Annotated in this window: 22 protein-coding genes; 13 read left to right on the top strand and 9 right to left on the bottom strand. The window is 74.1% G+C overall.

What is annotated here, in order from left to right; translation table 11 throughout:
• Positions 1–34: 34 nt before the first annotated feature.
• Together N3K63_RS04700 and N3K63_RS04695 are read left to right on the top strand one after the other, a co-directional pair.
• On the top strand, positions 35–1,369 hold the full coding sequence (locus N3K63_RS04700; protein ID WP_261578832.1) for an HNH endonuclease signature motif containing protein: 1,335 nt from the start codon (positions 35–37) through the stop codon (positions 1,367–1,369).
• 43 nt (positions 1,370–1,412) lie between these two features.
• Entirely contained in the window at positions 1,413–1,808 is a 396-nt protein-coding gene (locus N3K63_RS04695) for an SRPBCC family protein (RefSeq protein WP_261578831.1), read from the top strand.
• A gap of 48 nt (positions 1,809–1,856) precedes the next feature.
• Here N3K63_RS04695 and N3K63_RS04690 read toward each other — a convergent pair whose 3' ends face one another.
• Positions 1,857–2,498, bottom strand: a complete 642-nt coding sequence (locus N3K63_RS04690) for a hypothetical protein (protein ID WP_261578830.1) — start codon at positions 2,496–2,498, stop codon at positions 1,857–1,859.
• 33 nt (positions 2,499–2,531) lie between these two features.
• A complete protein-coding gene (locus N3K63_RS04685) occupies positions 2,532–3,224 on the bottom strand; it encodes a Type 1 glutamine amidotransferase-like domain-containing protein (RefSeq protein ID WP_261578829.1) in 693 nt (230 codons plus the stop codon).
• 103 nt (positions 3,225–3,327) lie between these two features.
• On the opposite strand from N3K63_RS04685, the gene N3K63_RS04680 reads away from it, so the two are divergent.
• A complete protein-coding gene (locus N3K63_RS04680; RefSeq protein ID WP_261578828.1) occupies positions 3,328–3,687 on the top strand; it encodes a phage baseplate assembly protein V in 360 nt (119 codons plus the stop codon).
• A 4-nt stretch (positions 3,688–3,691) separates the two neighbouring features.
• Here N3K63_RS04680 and N3K63_RS04675 read toward each other — a convergent pair whose 3' ends face one another.
• On the bottom strand, positions 3,692–4,294 hold the full coding sequence (locus N3K63_RS04675; protein ID WP_261578827.1) for a TetR/AcrR family transcriptional regulator: 603 nt from the start codon (positions 4,292–4,294) through the stop codon (positions 3,692–3,694).
• Between the two features lie 69 nt (positions 4,295–4,363).
• Here N3K63_RS04675 and N3K63_RS04670 point away from each other — a divergent pair, with 69 nt between their 5' ends.
• The 4 genes from N3K63_RS04670 (at position 4,364) to N3K63_RS04655 (ending at position 7,132) form a co-directional block, all read left to right on the top strand.
• Entirely contained in the window at positions 4,364–5,632 is a 1,269-nt protein-coding gene (locus N3K63_RS04670) for an MFS transporter (RefSeq protein WP_261578826.1), read from the top strand.
• Between the two features lie 148 nt (positions 5,633–5,780).
• Positions 5,781–5,990, top strand: coding sequence for a hypothetical protein (locus N3K63_RS04665; protein WP_261578825.1), 210 nt, complete (start codon positions 5,781–5,783; stop codon positions 5,988–5,990).
• A 56-nt stretch (positions 5,991–6,046) separates the two neighbouring features.
• Positions 6,047–6,661 carry an esterase/lipase family protein gene (locus N3K63_RS04660; RefSeq protein ID WP_261578824.1) on the top strand — a complete coding sequence of 205 codons (615 nt, stop codon included), beginning with the start codon at positions 6,047–6,049 and terminating at the stop codon, positions 6,659–6,661.
• 33 nt (positions 6,662–6,694) lie between these two features.
• Positions 6,695–7,132 carry a VOC family protein gene (locus N3K63_RS04655; RefSeq protein ID WP_261578823.1) on the top strand — a complete coding sequence of 146 codons (438 nt, stop codon included), beginning with the start codon at positions 6,695–6,697 and terminating at the stop codon, positions 7,130–7,132.
• Positions 7,133–7,142: 10 nt separating this feature from the next.
• On the opposite strand, the gene N3K63_RS04650 is transcribed toward N3K63_RS04655, so the two are convergent.
• From N3K63_RS04650 to N3K63_RS04640, 3 genes are all read right to left on the bottom strand, one after another.
• On the bottom strand, positions 7,143–7,979 hold the full coding sequence (locus tag N3K63_RS04650; RefSeq protein WP_261578822.1) for a transposase: 837 nt from the start codon (positions 7,977–7,979) through the stop codon (positions 7,143–7,145).
• Positions 7,980–7,998: 19 nt separating this feature from the next.
• Positions 7,999–8,541, bottom strand: a complete 543-nt coding sequence (locus tag N3K63_RS04645) for a peptidase M23 (protein ID WP_261578821.1) — start codon at positions 8,539–8,541, stop codon at positions 7,999–8,001.
• A 624-nt stretch (positions 8,542–9,165) separates the two neighbouring features.
• Positions 9,166–9,798 (bottom strand): TetR/AcrR family transcriptional regulator, encoded by a 633-nt coding sequence (locus tag N3K63_RS04640; RefSeq protein WP_261578820.1) that lies wholly within the window; start codon positions 9,796–9,798, stop codon positions 9,166–9,168.
• A 61-nt stretch (positions 9,799–9,859) separates the two neighbouring features.
• Here N3K63_RS04640 and N3K63_RS04635 point away from each other — a divergent pair, with 61 nt between their 5' ends.
• The 3 genes from N3K63_RS04635 to N3K63_RS04625 are packed head-to-tail and all read left to right on the top strand — an operon-like array spanning position 9,860 to position 14,027.
• The gene (locus tag N3K63_RS04635) at positions 9,860–10,906 is read left to right on the top strand and encodes an agmatine deiminase family protein (RefSeq protein WP_261578819.1); all 1,047 of its coding nucleotides are present in this window, start codon (positions 9,860–9,862) and stop codon (positions 10,904–10,906) included.
• Positions 10,903–12,669, top strand: a complete 1,767-nt coding sequence (locus N3K63_RS04630; RefSeq protein WP_261578818.1) for an amidase — start codon at positions 10,903–10,905, stop codon at positions 12,667–12,669. The genes N3K63_RS04635 and N3K63_RS04630 overlap by 4 nt, the downstream gene beginning before the upstream one ends.
• Positions 12,666–14,027: a pyridoxal phosphate-dependent decarboxylase family protein gene (locus tag N3K63_RS04625; RefSeq protein ID WP_261578817.1), complete on the top strand. Its 1,362-nt coding sequence runs from the start codon at positions 12,666–12,668 to the stop codon at positions 14,025–14,027. The genes N3K63_RS04630 and N3K63_RS04625 overlap by 4 nt, the downstream gene beginning before the upstream one ends.
• Before the next feature lie 29 nt (positions 14,028–14,056).
• Here the strand turns inward: N3K63_RS04625 and N3K63_RS04620 are convergent, their stop codons facing one another.
• Positions 14,057–15,037 (bottom strand): Lrp/AsnC family transcriptional regulator, encoded by a 981-nt coding sequence (locus N3K63_RS04620; RefSeq protein ID WP_261578816.1) that lies wholly within the window; start codon positions 15,035–15,037, stop codon positions 14,057–14,059.
• 99 nt (positions 15,038–15,136) lie between these two features.
• Here N3K63_RS04620 and N3K63_RS04615 point away from each other — a divergent pair, with 99 nt between their 5' ends.
• On the top strand, positions 15,137–16,591 hold the full coding sequence (locus N3K63_RS04615; protein WP_261578815.1) for an MFS transporter: 1,455 nt from the start codon (positions 15,137–15,139) through the stop codon (positions 16,589–16,591).
• Complete coding sequence (locus tag N3K63_RS04610; protein WP_261578814.1) at positions 16,588–17,820, top strand: amidohydrolase; 1,233 nt, start codon at positions 16,588–16,590, stop codon at positions 17,818–17,820. Before N3K63_RS04615 ends, N3K63_RS04610 begins: the two co-directional genes overlap by 4 nt.
• A 7-nt stretch (positions 17,821–17,827) precedes the next feature.
• Here N3K63_RS04610 and N3K63_RS04605 read toward each other — a convergent pair whose 3' ends face one another.
• Both N3K63_RS04605 and N3K63_RS04600 read right to left on the bottom strand, forming a co-directional pair.
• On the bottom strand, positions 17,828–18,703 hold the full coding sequence (locus N3K63_RS04605) for an EamA family transporter (protein WP_261578813.1): 876 nt from the start codon (positions 18,701–18,703) through the stop codon (positions 17,828–17,830).
• Positions 18,688–19,923, bottom strand: a complete 1,236-nt coding sequence (locus N3K63_RS04600) for a serine hydrolase domain-containing protein (RefSeq protein WP_261578812.1) — start codon at positions 19,921–19,923, stop codon at positions 18,688–18,690. Before N3K63_RS04600 ends, N3K63_RS04605 begins: the two co-directional genes overlap by 16 nt.
• A 102-nt stretch (positions 19,924–20,025) precedes the next feature.
• On the opposite strand from N3K63_RS04600, the gene N3K63_RS04595 reads away from it, so the two are divergent.
• Positions 20,026–20,337: a DUF2470 domain-containing protein gene (locus N3K63_RS04595; protein ID WP_261578811.1), complete on the top strand. Its 312-nt coding sequence runs from the start codon at positions 20,026–20,028 to the stop codon at positions 20,335–20,337.
• Positions 20,338–20,364: the final 27 nt, after the last annotated feature.

Here is a 20,364-nt window from a genome sequence, read left to right as displayed (position 1 = left end):
TAGCAATGTCGGAACCCCTCGGCACAATGGAGGCATGGAAACGTTCGCGGGGGCACCGGGCAGTGACGGCGATGTCGCCGTGCTGACCGAGATCGTCGCGGGTTTCGAGAGCGTCGAAGCGGCGCTCACGGCGGCCCAGGTCGCCGAGGTGCGCCTGCTGGCGCGCGCCGGCCGGCTGGCCGAGCATCAGGCGGCCGGCGCGCCTGTGCGGGTGCGGGCGCACGACATGGCGCTGCGGTCGATCGCCGCCGAGGTCGGCGGGGTGCTGCGGGTCACCGACCGCACCGTGCAGATGCGCATCGGCGAGGCGCGCGACCTCGTCGAGACCTGGGGCGCCACGCTGACCGCGTGGGAGACGGGGCGCATCACCCGCGGTCACACCCGCCTCATCGCCGACGTCGGCGGCATCGTGCCCGCGGCGCGGCGGGCCGAGTTCGAGGTCGAGGCGATCGAGCGCTGCAGCCGCGACACCCCCAACCGCGTGCGGCCCGGGCTCGAGATCCTCGCCGAGCGGCTCTCCGAAAGATCGTTCACCGAGCGGCACCGCGACGCGGCGGCAGGGCGCTGCGTGCGGGTGGTGGCGGCCCGCGACGGCATGTCCGACGTCGTCGCGACCGTGCCCACAGTCATCGCCGACGGCATCCTCGATCGGCTCACCCAGCAGGCTCGCGCGGTGATCGACGCGCGCGACGCCGACGAGGCCGACGCGCCGCCCGACCTCCGCACCGTCGACCAGGTGCGCACCGACGTATTCACCGACCTGCTGCTGTCGGGCGCGCCCGCCCTCGACCCGACCGCCCACGGCGACGCCCCCGGCGCCCTCGGGGCGATCCGCGCGCAGGTGCAGGTCGTCGTCCCCGCCCTCACTCTGCTCGGCTCCGACGACGGGCCGGCCGACCTCATCGGCCGCTCGCCGATCGACGCCGACACCGCCCGCTGCCTCGCCGCCCATGCGCCCACCTGGGCGCGGGTGCTCACCGACCCCGTCGAGGGCACGGTGCTCGCCGTCGACCGCTACAGCACCCCGTGGCGGCAGCGCCGCTATCTGCAGGCGCGCGATCAGCACTGCCGGTTCCCCGGATGCCGTCGCCCCGCGCTCCGGTGCGACGTCGACCACACCGTCGATGCGGCCACCGGCGGGCCCACCGCCCTCGGCAACCTCGCGCATCTGTGCCGACGACATCACTCGCTGAAACACCACACCCGATGGCGGGTGCGACAACGCGGCGGCGGCGTCCTCGAGTGGACCTCGCCCACCGGACGCACATATCGCGAAGACGCACCGACGCCGACGGTGCATTTCCTCCCCGACGTCCTGCCCACCGTCATCCCCGCGGTCGTCGCCGTCTCCGAACCGGCGCCGTTCTGACCGCCCGCACTCCCCCCGACAAGGCGCCTGACACACTGGTCGCATGAGGAGCATCCACGTCAGTCGGGTGATCGCCGCCGCGCCGGGTGACGTCTACGCCTACGCGGCCGACCCCGACAATCTGCGGGCGTGGGCGTCGGGCCTGGCGCGCAGCGAGGTGACGCGCGACGGCGACACGCTCGTGGTGGACTCGCCGATGGGACGGGTGCGCGTGAGGTTCGTCGCCCGCAACACCCTGGGCGTTCTCGACCACGACGTCACGCTGCCGTCGGGTGAGGTGGTCACCAACCCCGTGCGCGTGCTCGCCCACCCCGACGGCTCCGAAGTCGTCTTCACGGTGCGTCAGCTCGGGCAGACCGACGACGAGTTCGCGCGCGACGTCGACGCGGTGCGCGCCGATCTCGACCGCCTCGCCGCCCTGGTCGAGCACGACGCCTGACGCGCGGGCCGAGGCCCCGGTCGGCCGCGGGCCGGCCGCACCCGGAGGCTACGGCGTGGCGCCCGCGATCGTCGACGCAGCGGGATCGGTTGTCAGTGCGAGCAGCATCTCGAAATCGCCGCCCCGCGCCGGTTCCACCGCGAGCGACAGGATTCCGAGCCCCGGGTCGTCGAAGTTGACCGGCCGCGCCGGCGAACGGTATGCGGTTTCGAGGAGGTCGAGGAGGGCGGTCTGCGCCGCAACGTCGCCCCGCTCGTACGCGTGCAGCGCCTCCCGGGCGGTCGCCCCTTCCCAGAAGCTCCAGATCCGCATGAAGTTCATCGACCGGTTCCACCAGATGCCGGTGTCGGGTTCGTCGACATAGCCGGGGTCGGCGGCGAACGCATAGCCCTCGGGAAGCGGGAAGGGGAAGATGGGGATCGCACGCGCATACTCGGCCCGCAGTGTGTCGACGGTCACGACCTCACCGGAGGTCATCCCGGCGAGCAGCTCGTCGTAGTACTGCTGGGGCGTCACTGCGACGGGCGCATCGGCCGGTGCGGGCGACGCCGTCTGCTGCTCCGCGACGGCCGCGACCGACTGCTCCGGCTCGGGCGCCTGGGCGCTCGCAACAGGTGCGCACGCCGCCAGCACGACGGCGAGCATCCCGGCGATGGCAACCTGCCCCGACGCCACCGTGAGTCTGCGCATACCGTGCAAGCTATCGCGCGTGCTCAGAGTTCCTCAACCGCCCGCGCAGCCGACCTCTGCGGGGAACGACTCCCACTCGCCCTCCGACACCACCGACACCGCGCCGTCGACGACGGCGATCGCGCTCTGATCGTCGAGGGCGTACGACGGTCGCGGCATCCGTGTCGCCCACTGCCGCGCCCGCTCGAGGGTGTTCGACTCCCACCCCGGGTAGTTCAGGTGCGGGAAGATCGAGAACTCGACCACGCCGAGCGTCGCGTCTGCGGCATCCGACCGCCACTCGACGAACTCGTCGCCGATGCTCGGCGTCATCACCATGCTGCCGGCGCTCACCCCCACCCACACCGTGTCGTCGAGCGTCGGGAGCAGGTCGCCGAGGCCGGACTCGCGCACCCAATGCGCGAGATACGCCGCGTCGCCGCCGTCGACGAGCAGCACGTCGGCCGCGCGCACCCAGGGCTCCCAGCGCTCGGCGCCGATGCTCGGCAGCGCCGTGAGCTCGAGCACCCCGACCGACTTCCAGCCGAGCTCCACCAGCCCCGTCCCGCCCGATGAGCGACCCGCGGCCGTGCGCCACACCGACTGCGGCGAGCACGCGGGGTGCCCCCACTGCGCGGTCGGCACGAGCAGCGCGTCACTGTCGGCGATCTCCTTGCCGAGCATCCGGATCAGCGCGGCGCGGATCGACGCGTTGGTCACCCCGCCCGAGGTCAGCAGCAGCTTCACGTCCGGTCACCCTCCCTGCGGCAGCGCGCCGCGCCGCCCCATCGTCCCACCGCCGCCGGCGCCGCGACAGGGGGCGGCACGACCCCGCGGGTACGGTGGCGGCATGGCAGTGCACCGCGCGCAGATCTCCGCCGCCGACGACCCCGAGCGGCAGGGCCGTCTGCAGATCACGATCCCGACGACGGGCGCCCAGCTGTGGGCGCGCGCCGTCGTGCCGTTCGCCGCGTTCGCGACGCCCCTCGCCGAGGTCGGCGCCCTGGTGTGGGTCGCCTATGAGGACGACCACCCCGACGCACCGGTGGTGCTCGGCCTCGTCGACCCGCCGCCGCGCACTTCCACGCGCGCCCGCGACCTCGAGGCGCTCGGCGACGCCTGGGACCGCGGGCATGCGGCCGGCGCTGCGGATGCCGACGGCACCGGCCCCGGCGATACCCCCGGCGACACGCCGAACCCGTACCGCTGAGGCCTCAGCCGAGGGCGGATTCCACCGGCGCCCAGCCGCGCTCGAGCACCGCGAACCCGGCGTCGAGCACCGCCATCGGCTCCTCGCTCTCGCTCACCAGCAGCTGCATCTGCAGCACGAAGCGCGCGTACGCGCGGACCTCGTGGGTGGGTTCGTCCAGCCCCAGCTCGTCGGCGATCGCGGCGGCGAGGGCGACTTCGTGCCGCAGCCACATCTTCGCGCCGTAGTCGCGCAGCGCCGGGGTCTCGTTGAGGAACCGCATGAAGCGCTGCGTCACGTCGTCACCGTGCTCGGCGGCGCTGGAGCGCACCTCGTCGGCGTAGAGGTCGTAGAGCGCCTGATGGATGGTCACGCCCGCGGCCCGTCCGCGCACGGCTGAGACCAGGCGCTCGCGCTGGTCGTCGTCTTCGTCGAAGACGAGCGCCTCCTTCTGCGGGAAGTACGCGAATACGGTCGTCGGCGAGACATCGGCGGCATCGGCGACCTCGCGGATGCTGACCTCGTCGAACCCCCGCTCGAGGAACATCACCGTCGCGATGTCGGAGATCGCCTTGCGCGTGGCCGCTTTCTTGCGCTCACGCCTGCCGAGGGGTGCCGGATCGACCATGGTCCGAGCATATCCCGATCCGCACCATTCCTGTATTGACTTCAAGACTGGTACGAGTACAGTTTTGGTATGACTTCAGTTTCCTCCCCCGCGACGCGCACCGGAAAGCGCGCGTGGGCCACGCTCATCGTCTTGACGATGCTCACGACGGCCGGCATGACCGTCGTCCTCCCCGTGCTCCCCTTCGTCGTGCTGCAGTACGTCGGCAACGAGAACGAACTCGCCGTCTGGGTGGGCGTGCTCGAGGCCGTCAACGGCCTGTGCGCCTTCCTCATCGCCCCGTTCCTCGGGCGCCTCTCCGACCGCTTCGGCCGCCGCCCCGTGATCATCGTCTCGGCGTTCGGCGCCGCGATCGGCATGACGCTGTTCGGCATCGGCGGCGCCCTGTGGGTGCTGCTGCTCGCGCGCGTCATCCAGGGCGCCACCGCCGGCGACCTGCCGGCCCTCTTCGCCTACCTCGCCGACATCACCCCTCCCGAGAAGCGCGCCCAGCGCTTCGGCATCCTCGGCGCGCTCTCCGGCATCGGCACGATGGTCGGCCCCGCCCTGGGCGGCCTGCTCGCCGCGGTGAGCGTCGACCTCCCCGTCTTCGTCACCGCCGGCGTCTCGTTCGTCATCGCGATCCTGAGCATCTTCCTGCTGCCCGAGAGCCTGGCCCCCGACAAGCGGATCCCCCGCATCGCCGTGCGCGACCTACATCCGTTCGCCGTCTTCCGCGACGCCTTCCGCCGCCCCGAACTGCGCGGCCTGATGATCGGCTTCGGCCTGCTCGCCCTGCCGTTCGGCTTCTTCGTGAACAACTTCAGCGTGATGGCCTTCGACGCGATCCAGTGGGGCCCGACCGCCATCGGACTGCTCATCGCCGCCGTCGGCATCATCGACATCATCGTGCAGGGCGTGCTGCTGGGCATCCTGCTCCCCCGCATCGGCGAGCGCGGCGTGATCGTCAGCGGCATCGTCGCGCAGGCCGTCGGGCTCTGCGCTCTCGCCCTCGTCGCCTCGATCCTCGCCCAGCCGTGGCTGTTCATCCTGGGCGCGCTCATGCTCGCCGCCGGGCAGGGCGCCTCGCAGGCCGCCATGGACGGCGCCATGTCGAACGCCGTGGGCGACGACGAGCAGGGCTGGCTGGGCGGCGCCACCCAGTCGCTCAACGCCGCGATGAGCACCGTCGCGCCGCTCATCGCCGGCGTGCTCTACGCGAGCGTCGCGCACTCCGCGCCCTACTGGCTGGGAGCCGTGCTCATGATCGTCGCCGCGGTCGTCGTCGGCCGCACCCGCTTCACGAGCGTCGCCACCGCGGTGCCCACCGCGGCCGAGCCGGTCGCCGTCACGCGCTGAGCCCGTGCGCGCCCGAGGTCAGGGACGGTACTCGTCCGGCCGCGGGCGTGCGGGGTCTGCGGATGCCGTTGTCCACCGCCCCGTCGCGCGTGGAGCCCCCGCTGTCAACCCTCTGCCCCGGCACGCCCGGGCGCGGGAGCCTGGCGGCATGGACAGAGAAGACGAGATGCGCGTGGCCGCCGGCGAGACCGATGCGCTGCCGCCCGCCCCGGTGCCCGACGATGACAACCCCGACGACGCGCTCCCCGACGACATCGATCAGGATGCCGTGCACGTCGCGCCCGGCGCCGGCGGCCCCGATGACGGAGGCGATGTCGAGGTCGACCCGCGCGACCTCCACCTCCCGGGCCGGGAGTAGCGCTGCGCGAGCTCGCCTGGTGGGCGCGCGACTACGCCTACGCGGCGGCGTGGCAGGTGCGCGCGTTCGTCGACCGCACCCGGCCTGACGCGTTCCTCGGCGGCACCGGCGCGCCGATCGTGGTGATCCCCGGCATCTTCGAGACGTGGAAGTTCCTGCAGCCGCTGGCCGCCGCCGCCCACGCGCGGGGACACCCGGTGCACGTGATCGACGCGCTCCGACGCAACCGCCGCTCGGTCACCGACACCGCCGCACAGGTCAGCGCCTACCTCGTCGCGCACGACCTCACCGACGTGGTGATCGCCGCCCACAGCAAGGGCGGCCTCGTCGGCAAGCAGGTCATGCTCGGCCCCGAAGGCCACCGGGTGCGCGCCATGCTCGCGGTGGCCACCCCGTTCGGCGGCTCGCGCTATGCGCGCCTCATGCTCGCCCGATCGCTGCGCATCTTCTCCCCGCGCGACGCGACGATCGTCGCGCTCGGCCGCGAGAGCGCGGTCAACGGGCGCATCGTCTCCCTCTACGCGCGGTTCGACCCGCACATCCCCGAGGGCAGCGAACTGGCCGGCGCCACCAACATCCGCCTCGACACCGGCGGGCACTTCCGCATCCTCGCCGAGCCCCGCGTGATCGCCGAGCTCCTCGTGCTCGCCGCGCGCGCCGGAGGGGGCTGACCCCCCGGCATCCGGCTGGCTACGATGACGCGCATGACCATCCGGCTCGACAACGTCGGCATCGCCGTGCGCGACCTCGACGCGACGATCGCGTTCTTCACCGACCTCGGGCTCACCGTCATCGGCCGCGACACCGTCAGCGGCGAGTGGACCGACACCGCCGTCGGACTCGACGGCAACCACGCCCGCATCGCCATGCTCCAGACCCCCGACGGGCACGGCCGCCTCGAGCTGTTCGAGTACATCCACCCCGACGCGATCGAGACCGCCCCCACGCAGCCCAACGAGATCGGCATGCACCGGGTCGCCTTCGCCGTCGACGACATCGACGCCGCCCTCGAGATCGCCGCGCGGCACGGATGCCATCCGCTCCGCGGCGTGGCGACCTATCGCGACCTCTACCGGCTCAGCTACGTGCGCGGCCCGAGCGGCATCATCGTCATGCTCGCCCAAGAGCTGCAGAAGGCCTGAGCGGCGGACTTCAGCCCAGCCCGCGGCGCGCGGCCTCGGCCTTCTTGGCCGCGGTGCGCGCCGCATCCGCCGCCGCCGTCACCGCCTGCGCGAGGTCGTCCAGCTCGGCGCGCGCTGCCGCCTCGTCGCGTTCGACGCGGTCGAGCTCGCGGCGCAGCTCGTCGAGGCGCACCGCGAGGCGATCGACATGCTCCTGCGCGCGCCCGCGCCGCACCTCGAGCCCGGTGTGCTCGCGCTCGGCCGACTCCGCGGCGCGCTCGGCCTCCCGCGCCGCCTTCTCGGCAGCCTTGCGCGCGCGGCGCTCGGCGAGGTCATCGCTCGGCGCCTCGGGCGCGGCGCCCGGCATCGACCCGCCCAGCCGGCCGGCGAGGTCGACCTCGCCCCAGCCGGCGGCTTCGAGCGGCTTGACCAGGCGCGCCGACAAGACGGCCGCGGCCGCCGCGGCATCCATCATCGCGGCCGTGAGCGTCTTCTCGACGTCATCGCGCGCGGCGGTGCTGACCGAGACGCCGTGCGCCTCGGCGAGGTCGACGGCCTCCGCGGCAAGCGCACCCGCCAGCTGCCGACGCTGCCGACTGAGCTTCGACAGCTCGGCCGCGTCGAGGTCGTCCTGCGCCTCCCGCAGCGCCGCGGCGAGCGCGAGCGCATCGGTCAGCCGGCCCTCGCGGGCGAGCAGGTCCACCGCCCAGGCCGAGACGACCGGCTTGGGCAGACCGCCGATACGGGTCGCGAGCTCACCGTCGGCCTCACGGGCGCGGGCGGTGCGGGCGGCGGTGAACCCGGCAGGCGGCACCGCGTAGAGCTCGGCGGCGATCGCATCCAGCTCGTCGGCACCGCTCCCGCTCATGGCCTCATTCTCGCCCGGGTCACCGGCAGTCCGCGAGCACGTCGCCGGCGACGATGCGCGCGGCGTCGTCCCAGTAGCGCGCGTAGTGCTGCGGATCCTTGTTCACCTGCGTGCGGTGGGCCACCAGCGTGGGCTCGACCGACGCGCGGTCGGGCACGCGCCGCTCCATCGCGCGATAGAAGAGGGTCGCGGCGGTGTACGGGTCGAGGCGCTGCTCGCGGGTGCCCCAGCCGTCCTGCTGCTGGAACAGCCCGATCGACGTCGTCCGGGTGCCGTCGGGATTGGTGACCCCGCTGGTCTCCCAGTCGCCGTAGTCGATGTTGCGCAGGCTCGACTCGCCCAGCGCGGTCATCACCGCGATCGTGACGTCGCGGTCGCCGAAGCCGGCGTCGCGCCCCGCGGCGATGATCGTCTGCGCGTTGGCCAGCTGCGCGTCGCTGTAGCGCGCCGTCGGCACGCAGCGCGGCTCGGGCGCCGGCGCCGTGATCGGCGCCGCCAGCTGCGACACGGCGAACGCCCCGAGCCCCACCATCACGGCGAGCACCGCGAGCACGGCACTCACAGCGAGCGCGACACCCCAGCGCCGCCGCCGCGCCGCCCGCCGTCGCCGGTGGGCCGCCGATCCGCGCACCCCGCGGCGCCCGCGCGACCGACCGCCCCGGCGGGTGCCCGCACGTCGCGAAGAGGATGCCGGGCGCGCCATGCCCGGCATTGTGTCACGCGGCCCTGACCGGATGCCCGGCCCGCGGCGGCCGGGGTCCGGCGACGGGGGTCCGATCACGGGTCGGTGTGCGGCTCGGCCGCCGCGAAACTCCTCCATTCCGAGCCGCGCCGGCCCCGATCCGCCGGATTCGGGCCCTTCGGGCCGCGGATTGGCGGAGTTTCGCAAGCCGGGTCGCCGAAGAGTCCGGGCGCCGGACCGCCGGGCGGGTGCGGGGCACGGGGCATCGGCGGGCGGCGGGAGCGGCGGTCGGCACCGGTCGGCACCGGCTGTCGGCCGCCCGGCCCTCGCGCAGTCCGCCCCGGGCCGCCGCGAAACTCCTCCATTCCGAGCCGCGTGGGCCCCGATCCGCCCGGTTCGGGCGCACCGGGCCGCGGAATGGAGGAGTTTCGCGAGTCGAACTCCGCCGGACCCCGCCGGACCCCGCCGAACCCCGCAGGACCCCGCACAGACCCCGCGCCGTCGCTACCGCTCGTCGAGCGCGCCGCGGTCGAGGCCCAGCATCGCCTCGACCGACAGCGCCATGAGGGCCCGGCGGTCGGCGGGCTCGCGCCAGCGCACGAGCGCGTGGGCGTTGAGCCCGTCGATCATCCCGAGCATCTGCACCGCCACGGCACGGGAGCCGGCGACCACGCGGAAGCGCCCCGCGGCCACGCCGGCGTCGACGAGCTGCTCGAGGTACCCCTCCCAGTCGTCCATCGCCGCGCGCACGGCGGCGCCCAGCACCTCGCCGCCGAGCCCCCACGACTGCACCCAGACGCGGGTGACCGCGTCGTGCGTGCCTTCCAGCAGCAGGCCCAACAGCATGCGCACGGCCGCCACCGCGTCGGGCGCCTGCGCCGTGAGGGCGCGCAGCCCGTCGAGTTCGTCGCCGACGATGCGGGTGAACGTGCGGGCGATGAGCGCGTCCATGCTCGGCTCGTAGTGCGCCACGAGGCCCGAGGCCACCCCCACCCGCGCCGCGACGGCGCGCAGCGTCACGCCGCTCAGCCCCTCCTCGAGGGCGAGGGCGCGCGCGGCGTCGGCGATCTCGGCGCGGCGCTCGTCGGCGCTGCGCCGCCTGCGGGTGCCGGTCGCGGCGGGATCCGTTGACGTCACCCTTGCGATTCTGTACGCTCAACCCGAATTGATCAAGTGATCAATAAACCGGAGGTGGACGATGGCCTGGCGCATGCCCGCAGAGACCGCGCCGCACGAGCGCACCTGGATGGCGTTCCCGCGCGAGGGACTCACCCTCGGCGAGACGGATGCCGAGCGCACGGCCGGCTACGACGCGTGGGCCGCCGTCGCCCGCGCCGTCGCCGAGTTCGAACCGGTCACGATGCTCGTCGACCCGAGCGAGACCTCCCGCGCCACCGGCATGCTCGGCGACGCGGTGACGCTTCTCGAGACGCCCGTCGACGAGTTCTGGATGCGCGACCACGGCCCCACCTTCGTCGTCGACGACGACCGGCCCGGCGTGCTCGGCGCGGTCGACTGGATCTTCAACGGCTGGGGCGCCCCGCAGTGGGCGCAGTGGCAGCTGTCGGCCGCCCACGCCCGCACCGTGGCCGCCGGCCTCGGCGCCGAGCTGGTCAGCTCGGTGCTCGTCAACGAAGGCGGCGGCATCCACGTCGACGGCGAGGGCACGGTGCTGCTCACCGAGACGGTGCAGCTCGATCCGCGCCGCAACCCCTACGCCGACCGCGCCCGCGTCGAGGCCGAGATGGCGCGCACCGTGGGCGCGACCACCGCCGTCTGGCTCCCCCGCGGACTCACCCGCGACTACGACGACATGGGCACGAACGGCCACGTCGACATCGTCGCCACCTTCCCCTCGCCCGGCCGCGTGCTGCTGCACGCGCAGCCCGACCCCGCCCACCCCGACCACGCCGTCATGCCCGAGATCCGCGCGGTGCTCGCCGCCGCGACGGATGCCGCCGGCCGCGGCCTCGAGATCGTCGACCTCCCGGCGCCTCCCACCCTGCGCGACGACGAGGGCTTCGTCGACTGGAGCTACGTCAACCACCTCGTCGTCAACGGCGGCGTCATCGCCTGCGGGTTCGGCGACGCCGCCTCCGACGACCGCGCCCGCGGCATCCTCGCCGACGTCTACCCGGGTCGCCGGGTCGTCACCGTCGACGCCCGCGAGCTGTTCGCCCGCGGCGGCGGCATCCACTGCATCACCCAGCAGCAGCCCGCCCTCACCACTCCGGCCGGCCGATGATCGACGTCGTCGAGGCGTCGATCGCCGACCTGCGCCGTGCGTTGGAGAGCGGCGCGGCCACCGCTGTCGACCTGGTCGAGGCCTATCTCGCGCGCATCGACGCCTACGACGGGCCGGGTACCGCGACCGCGCTGAACGCGGTGGTCGTGCGCAACCCCGACGCCCTCGCCGAGGCCGCCGCCTCCGATGCCCGCCGCGCGGCCGGCGACGTGCGCGGTCCGCTCGAGGGCATCCCCTACACCGCGAAAGACAGCTACCTCGTGCGCGGCCTCACCGCCGCCGCCGGCAGCCCCGCCTTCGCCGACCTCGTCGCCCAGTGGGATGCCTTCACGATCGGGCAGCTGCGGGCGGGCGGCGCGATCTGCCTCGGGCTCACCAACATGCCGCCGATGGCCAACGGCGGCATGCAGCGCGGCGTCTACGGCCGCGCCGAGAGCCCCTACAACGCCGACTTCCTCACCGCACCGTTCGCGTCGGGATCGTCCAACGGCTCGGGCACGGCGACGGCGGCGAGCTTCGCCGCGTTCGGCCTCGGCGAAGAGACCTGGTCGAGCGGCCGCGGCCCCGCCAGCAACAACGCCCTGTGCGCCTACACGCCCTCGCGCGGGGTCATCTCGGTGCGCGGCAACTGGCCGCTCGTGCCCACGATGGACGTCGTCGTGCCCCACACCCGCACCATGGCCGATCTGCTCGAGGTGCTCGAGGTCATCGTCGCCGACGACCCCGAGACCCGCGGCGACTTCTGGCGCACCCAGCCGTGGGTGAGCGTGCCGCCCGCCGCGCAGGTGCGCCCCGTCTCGTATCCGGCCGACGCGAGCGGCGGGTCGCTGCGCGGGGTGCGCCTCGGCGTGCCCGCCATGTACCTCGGCGAAGATCCGGATGCCGGCACCGCCGAGCCCCCGGGCATCGGGGGTCCGACCGGCCAGGCCATCACCCCGCGCCCGTCGGTGCTGGCGCTGTGGCGGGCCGCCCGCGCCGACCTCGAGGCCGCCGGCGCCGAGGTGGTCGTCGTCGACTTCCCCGTCGTGTCGCGCTACGAGAACGACCGGCCCGGCGCCGGCTCGATCGCCACCCGCGGCCGCGTGAGCCCCGCGTTCCTGGAGCGGGAGATCCTCGACCTGTCGGCGTGGGCGTGGGACGACTTCCTGCGCGCCAACGGCGACCCGGCCCTGCCGCACCTGGCGGGAGTCGACGGGGCGCGCATCTTCCCGCATCCGCCCGGCGCCCTTCCCGACCGCTACACGGGGTTCGACGACGACATCGCCGAGTACCCCGAGTGGGTGCGCGCCCACCCCGGCACCGCCCTCACCGACATCCCGCACCTCGCCGAGGGCCTGCGCGGCCTGGAGAGCACCCGCCGCGAAGACCTCGAAGACTGGATGGACGCCCGCCGCCTCGACGCGGTCGTCTTCCCCGCCGTCGCCGACGTCGGCCCGGCCGACATGGACGTGGACGCGGCCTCGGCCGACCTCGGCTGGCGCAACGGCGTGTGGATCGCCAACGGCAACCTCGCCATCCGGCATCTGGGCATCCCGACCGTCACCGTGCCGATGGGGACGATGGCCGACATCGGCATGCCCGTCGGGCTCACCTTCGCCGGACGCGCCTACGACGACACCGCCCTGCTGCGTCTGGCCGGCGCCTTCGAGGCACTGGCACCCCGCCGCACCGCGCCGCCCCGCACCCCGCCGCTCGCCCCGCCCGCGCACGACACCGCGCACGACACCGCGCATCCCTCGCACGACCAGGAGACCCCCGCATGACCGCTCAGCCCTCCCGCATGCACGACGTCACGCCCGAGACCCGCGCCATCGTCGACCTCGTGCTCGACTACTCGCACCGGCGGCTGCTGTCCGAGGACACCCCGCTCGACAAGCCGCTCGCCGCCGCCGAGCTCACCCGGCTGGCGGGGCGCACCGTCACCGAAGCGGGCATCGGCGCCCGCAAGGCGCTCGGCCTGTTCGAGCACGTGCTCGCCCCGTCGTGCATCACCACCGACGACCCGCGCTACCTCTCCTTCATCCCCTCCGCCCCGTCCAAGGCCGCCGCCGCGTTCGACCTGGTGGTCTCGGCGAGCGCCCTGTACGGCGGGTCGTGGCTGGAGGGTGCCGGCGCGGTGCACGCCGAGAACGAGGTGCTGCGCTGGCTGGCCGACGAGTTCGGGCTGCCCGCCGGCGCCGGCGGCGTGTTCGTGCAGGGCGGCACGCTCGGCAACCTCTCCGCCCTGGTCGCCGCCCGCGAGGCCGCCCGCGAGCAGGGCCTGCGCCCCGACCGCTGGCGGGTGGTGTGCAGCGCCGAGGCGCACTCGTCGATCGCGTCGGCCGCCCGGGTGATGGACGTCGAGGTCGTCGCGGTGCCCTCCGACGACGGGGTGCTCCGCGGAGAGGCCGTGCGCGCCGCGCTGGAGGAGCACCAAGGCAGCGTGTTCGCCGTGGTGGCGACGGCCGGCTCCACCAACTTCGGCATCGTCGACGACATCGCCGGCATCGCGGATGCCACCGCCGCACACGGCGTCTGGCTGCACATCGACGGGGCCTACGGCCTGGCGGCGATGCTCTCGCCGCGCACCCGCGACCTCTTCCGCGGCGTCGAGCGCGCCGACTCGGTGATCGTCGACCCGCACAAGTGGCTGTTCGCGCCGTTCGACGCCTGCGCCCTCATCTACCGCGATCCCGAGCTCGGCCGCCGCGCGCACACCCAGCACGCGGAGTACCTCGACACGCTCACCCAGACCAGCGACTGGAGCCCGTCCGACTTCGCCGCCCACCTCACCCGCCGGCCCCGCGGCCTGCCGCTGTGGTTCTCGCTGGCCACCTACGGCGCCGGGGTCTACCGCGACGCGATCACCTCGGCGATCGACCTCGCCCACGAGGTCGCCGACGTCATCGAGGCGCGCCCGGGCTTCACGCTCGTCCGCCGCCCCCAGCTGGGCGTGGTCGTCTTCGAGCGCGACGGGTGGGAGAAGGCCGACTACGACCGGTGGTCGGCGAAGCTGCTCGACGACCAGCACGCATTCGTGACGCCCTCCAGCCACGCCGGACGCACCAACGCCCGCTTCGCGATCCTCAACCCGCGCACGTCGCTGGCCCACCTCACCGGCATCCTCGACACCATGGCCTGAGACGCCATGGCCTGAGGCACCGGGGGCGGTCACCGCGAGATCGCGCGCCCGTCGGCGTCGATGAGGCGCCCGAGGTGCTTGTAGACCCGCAGCACCAGTGACCGATCGGCGATGCGCGCACCCGGCAGCGAGCGCTCGAGGTCGGCCTCGCGGTCGATGGTCTCGGCCATCGTGCGCGCGCTGCCCGCGAGGATCAGGTTGTACGGGCCGGTGGTGGCCGCGGCGAACTGCACGGCCGGCAGGCTCGGCAGCAGCTCGCGTGCGGTCTGGATGGTGCGCGTGGGGGTCTGCACGAAGTACCACGAGATGACCGGCCAGCTCGAGACCGGCCCGGCCACGTCGGTGCGCAGCACGAGGTCGCCGTCGGCCCGCAGCCGCGCGAGGTAGTCGGCCGCCCGCTGCGCGCTGATGCCCACCCGTGCCGCCAGCTCGGCGTACGGCATCCGCACGTCGCCCGCCAGCGCGTCGCACAGGGCCGCCGCGATCGGCGGGGCCACCCGCCGCGCGCTGCCGGGCCGGGGCGGGCGCGGGCGGGGCACGCGGGCCGCCTGCGCCGACGGGAGGGCCCGCACCGTCCAGTGCTGACCGAGCCGGAAGGTGTCGGCGACGATGTGGGTCTGCACCGAGCGCACCCCGGGCAGCGACCCGAAGCGCTCGATCGCGTAGGCGGCGAGCGCCTCGATGCTGCCGGTGCCGACGGTGAGGATGAGGTCGCGACGTCCGCTGGTGACGTCGATGGAGAGCACCTCGGCGTCGCGCGCCGCCTCGGCGGCGGTGTCGAGCACGGCGCCCGGAACGCACGAGATCTCGGTGATGGCCGTGTGCGCGCGGCGGCCGTCGAGGGCGCTCTGCCAGGCCAGCCCGTCGCCGACGATGCGCGCCCACCGCCGCGCCAGGGTCACCGCATCCACCGCCAGCACGGCCTCCAGCGCCGTCCACGACACCCGCGGTTCGATCTGCAGCGCATGGATGATCTCCAGATCGGTGGCATCCAGCGCAGATTCCGTCATACGTGCATTTTTCCACGCGAATATCCGTCGATACGAGCGCTCTGCGTGCAACCGGAGAAGGATTCCCGCATTCCGTCCCGCATCCCAGATCGGACCCCCATGACCACTTCCGTCTCCCCCGCCACCGGCGTCGGCGGGCGACTGCTCGTTCCCGTGCTGATCGCCCTCGAGCTGTTCGGCGGCATCATCCAGGGCTGGATCATCCCGCTCGTGGGAGGCATCGCCGCCCACTACGAGGTCTCCGGCGGCTCGGTGAGCTGGGTGCTCACGGTGAGCCTGCTCTCGTCGGCGGTCTCGGTGCCGCTGTTCGTGGTGATCGCCGACCGCTACGGGCGCAAGCGCATCCTCGTGCTCGCCGTCGCGCTCACGGCGGCGGGATCGGTGCTCATCGCCCTGGCGCCGACCTTCCCGCTGCTGCTGCTGGGCGCGATCATCCAGGGCCCGGTGGCCGTCTGGCTGCCGATCGAGATGGCCCTGCTCAAGACCCTGCGCCCCGCCGCCGCGAATCGCGTCATCGGCTACCTCGTCGGCACGCTGACGATCGGCGTCGCGTTGGGCGCGGTGCTCGGCGGGGTGGCGATGGATGCCATCGGCCACCTCCCCACCGTGCAGCTGCTGCCTGCCCTCGGCATCGTGGCGCTCGTGGCGGCGACCCTCGCCTTCGTGCCGGCCGACCGCGGCGACGCCCGCCGCAGCGTCGACGTGGCGGGCGCGATCGTGCTGGGAGTGGCGCTGGTCGGGGTGATGTTCGGGCTCTCCGAAGGCACCGCCGCCGGGTGGACGAGCCCCCTCACCCTCGGCCCGCTCGCGATCGGCGCGCTCGCCCTCGTCGGGTTCGTCTTCGTCGAGATGCGCGCCCGCACCCCGTTGATCGATGTCGGCGTCATCCGCGGCGGCGGCCTCATCACCCCGCTGGTCATCGCCTTCCTCGTCTCGATCGCCCTGTTCGGCAACCAGACCCCGTCGGTGCTGTACCTGACCGCCTCCCCGGATGCCGTGGGCTACGGCGCGGGTGTGTCCGCCGGCGCCGTCGGCGCGGTCATCGGGCTCACCGCGCTCGTCAGCTCGGTCGCCGCCTTCCTCTCCAACGCCCTGGCGCGCCGGCTCGGCGAACGCACGACGGTCGCACTCGGCGCCCTCATCGCCGCGGGCGGCTTCGCCGCGCTGGCGACGCTGCCGCAGGGCCTCGCCCTGCTGCTGGTCTTCTCGGCGATCGCCTCGGCCGGCACGGGCCTCGTGACCGGCGTGCTGCCGGGCATCGTGGTGCAGCGCGCGCCGGAGTCGTCGGCCGCCTCGGTGTCGGGGCTCTACAACACCACCCGCACCCTCGCCGGGTCGCTGGCGGGCGCGTTCGTGGCCGCGACACTGGCGACGCTCGTCATCGGCGACCCCTCGGCCGCTGCGCCCGCCGTGCCCGCGGCCGCGGCGTTCCAGGTCATCTGGGCCGTGTTCGCCGTCGGCAACGTGGTCGGCGCGGTGCTCGCCCTCACCCTCCGCCGCGCGCCGCGCCCGGCATCCGCATCCGTCCCCACCCCTCAGGAGGTCGCCGCGTGAGCATCACCGGTCTCGACGCCACCACCGTCACCGCCCTGCGCGCACAGCTCACGGCCGCCGTCGACGGGCTCGCCCCCGAGCTGCTCGAGCTCAGCCACGCCATCGGCGCCGATCCCGAGCTCGCCTTCGACGAGCACCGCGCCGCCACTCGCGTCGCCGCCGTGCTCGGCCGCCACGGGTTCGAGGTCGAGGTCGGCGCCTTCGGTCTGCCCACCGCGGTGGCGGCCACCTACGGCGACGGCGAGGTGACCGTCGCCGTCGTCGGCGAGTACGACGCGCTGCCCGAGGTCGGCCACGGGTGCGGGCACAACCTCATCGCCGCCGCGGGCGTGGGTGCCGCCGTCGCCCTCGCCGCCGTCGCCGACCGGCTCGGCATCCGCGTGCGCTTCCTCGGCACGCCCGCCGAAGAGCTCGGCGGCGGCAAGATCGTCATGCTCGAAGCGGGCGCCTGGAACGACGCGACGTTCTCGCTCATGGTCCACGGCGGGATGGCCGAGCAGTACAGCGCGGTCGGCCTGACGACCCAGGCCTTCGAGCGCGTCGTCGCCCGCTTCACCGGTGTCGCCGCCCACGCCGCCGCCGCCCCGCACGACGGCATCAACGCCGCCGACGCCGTCACCCTCGCGCAGGTGGCGATCGGGCTCGCCCGTCAGCAGCTGCGGGCCGGCACCGTCGTGTCGTCGTTCGTCGAGGAGGCCGGGCGCGCGACCAACATCATCCCGGCGCTGGGCGTGCTGCAGGTGGAGATGCGCGCCGTCGACCGCGCCGAGTGGGACCGCGCCCGCGCGAAGGTGCGCGACTGCCTCGAGGCGGCCGCCCTGGCCACCGGCTGCACCCTCGAGATCGAGCTGCCCGAGCCGCCCTACGACGTGCTCGCCCAGCACGAGCCGCTCGCGCGCCTGTGGGACGACGAGCTCGTCGCCCGCGGGTACGACGTGCTCTCCCACCACGAGATGGCCGCCGGGTCGACCGACATGGCGAACGTGTCGCGCTACCTGCCCTCGATCCATCCGATGATCGCGCTGCGGGGCAGCGATGCGGTGCCCCACACCGCCGGCTACGCCGCCGCGGCCTCCTCGCCCGCCGGCGATGGCGCCGTCGTCGACGGCGCCATCGCCCTGGCGCTGACCGCCGCCCGCGCCGCCGCCGATCCGGCCCTGCGCGCCGAGCTGCTGGCCGCGCAGGCCGTGCGCGCCCCGTACCCCGCGGTCAGCCCGGTCGCGGAGTAGGCCGGGCTCAGGCCAGCGGTGCGGCGGGGGTCGCGCGGGCGGCCGCGCGCACCGCGCCGATCGACGCCGCGATCACCAGCGCGATGCCGATGATCTCGGCCGCGTGCAGCTGCTGCCCGAGCAGCACGAACCCGACGATCGCGGCCATCGCCGGCGCGAGGCTCATCAGCACCGCGAAGGCCGAGGCCGCCAGGCGCCGCAGCGCGATCAGCTCGAGCGCATACGGGATGGTCGACGAGAGCACCGCGACGGCGGCACCGATGAGCAGCACCTCCGGCCGCAGCAGCGCCGCCCCGGCATCCACGATGCCCAGCGGCAGCGACAGCACCGCGCCGACGACCATCGCCAGGGCGAGGCCCTCGAGCTTCACGAACGCGCCGCCCACCCGCGCCGAGGCGAGGATGTAGAACGCCCAGCTCACCGCGGCGCCGAGGGCGAACAGCACGCCGAGCGGGTCGAGGCGGTCCCAGCCGCCCCCGGCGAGGGCCACCACGCCCGCGAACGCGACCGCCGCCCACAGCCACGCCGCCGCACGCCGGCTCGCGACGATCGACAGCACGAGCGGGCCGAGCACCTCGATGGTCACCGTCACCCCGAGCGCGAGGCGCTCGAGGGCCAGGTAGAACAGCCCGTTCATGAGCGCCAGCACCGCGCCGAACGCGATCACGGCGCGCCAGTCGGCGGCGCCGTGGCCGCGCAGGCGCGGCCGTGCGATGGCCAGCAGCACGAGCGCCGAGAACACCAGGCGCAGCATCACCATGCCGAGCGGCCCGGTCTCGGGGAACAGGCGCACCGCGAGGGCGGCGCCGACCTCCTGACAGGCGAGACCGGCGACCACGAGGGCCACCGCCGTGGGGGCGGGCCCGGTCAGCCGACGGGGCACACCGCGCCGGCGACGACCTGCTCGCCCTGGCCCGCGGCATCCCACGGCAGTCCCGCGTCGGGGGCGGTCTGCCCCTCGGCGGCGGGAGCCTTGGAGACGACGGCGGCGAGCTGCCATGCCAGCGACCGCACGACGGTGTCGGGGGCGAGCGAGTTGTTCAGCACGACCACCACCGACAGGCCCGAGTCGCGGTCGGCGAAGGCGGCCGTGAGGTAGCCGGGCGTCGAGCCGTACTGACCCACGAGAGTGCCCGCCTGGAACGCGCCGCCCTTGGCGGTGAACCACGACGGCTCGCCGAGCGAGATCGGCTCGTCGAACCGGCCGGGCGCGTCATAGTCGCGAGCAGATGCCGCGACCGAGCGGATGTAGCGGGAGAGGTCGTCGACGGTGGAGACGACACCCGACGAGGTGAACCCGGCCGATGACGACAGCGCGGTGACATCGGTGGGGGCGTCGCACACGGCGGCGCCGTCGACCACCGGCGACTGCAGGCCCGCGAGGCGGCCGTCGGTCGCGGCGGTGCCCGACGGCAGGCTGCTGGCGTCCATGCCGACCGGCTCGAAGACGTAGCGCTCGTAGAGGTCGGCGGCCGACATGCCCGAGGCCCGCTCGAGCACGAGGCCGAGCATCACATAGCCCGTGTCGGAATCGGCATATGCCGACCCGGGGGCGTACGCCAGGCCGCGCGAGAAGCCGTAGGCGGCCAGCTCGCGGGGGTTCCAGTCGCGCGCCGGATTGGCCATCCAGCGCCCCATGAGCGCCGGGGCATACGACTGCAGACCGCTGGTGCCGTCGCACAGCTGCTCGAGGGTGATCTCGGTGTCGCCGGTGGGGTAGCCGGGGAGCCACTTCACCACCGAGTCGCTCAGGGCGACCTTGCCGTCGGCGACCATGCCGTAGAGCACGTCGCAGGTCATCGAGCGGGTGATGTTGCCCGCCTTGAACGGGGCGTCGACGGTGGTGGCCGCGCCGCCGGGGACCAGCGACCCCGTGGCCTCCTGCCACGATCCTGCCCAGGGCGCGCGCACGTCGACGATCGCGCCGCTCGCGCCGGTCACGGCCACGGCGGTCGCCACGGCGGCCTGCAGTTCGGCGACCACGCCCTCGGGAAGTCCCGTCTCCACGACCGAGGGCAGATCGACCTCCGACGTCGACGTCGGCGCGCATGCGGCCAGGCCCAGAGCCAGCGTCGCGGATGCGATGGCTGCCAGCGCGCGCATCGGACGTTTCGGCATTGTTCTCCCCCGGATTCAGTCCCTTCGATTACAGCACATCGGCCGTACGCCGCCGGGCATGACGACGCGCTGTGAGAAGGTATCGCCATGCCGCACACCTTCGACGACGCCGCCCTCACGGGCGTGCTCGGCCACATGAACTCCGACCACACCGACGACAACCTGTTGATCACGCGCGCCTTCGCGCCGTCGGTCGACGTCGTCGCCGCCACCATGGTCACCTTCGACGGCGACGCCGGACAGTGGCGCGTGACGACGGGCGGCGGCGAGGAGCAGACCGTCCGCATCCCCTGGCTCGGCGGCCCCATCACCGAGCGCCGCGAGGTGCGCCGCGAAGTCGTCGCGCTCTACGACGAGGCCTGCGCCCGCCTCGGTGTGGCCCCGCGCCCCCACGACTGATCGCGACGGGGGGGGTGGCGAGACGTC

Source organism: Microbacterium festucae (assembly GCF_025421715.1).
GTDB lineage: Bacteria > Actinomycetota > Actinomycetes > Actinomycetales > Microbacteriaceae > Microbacterium > Microbacterium festucae.
This window is presented reverse-complemented; position numbering and strand designations above follow the sequence as displayed.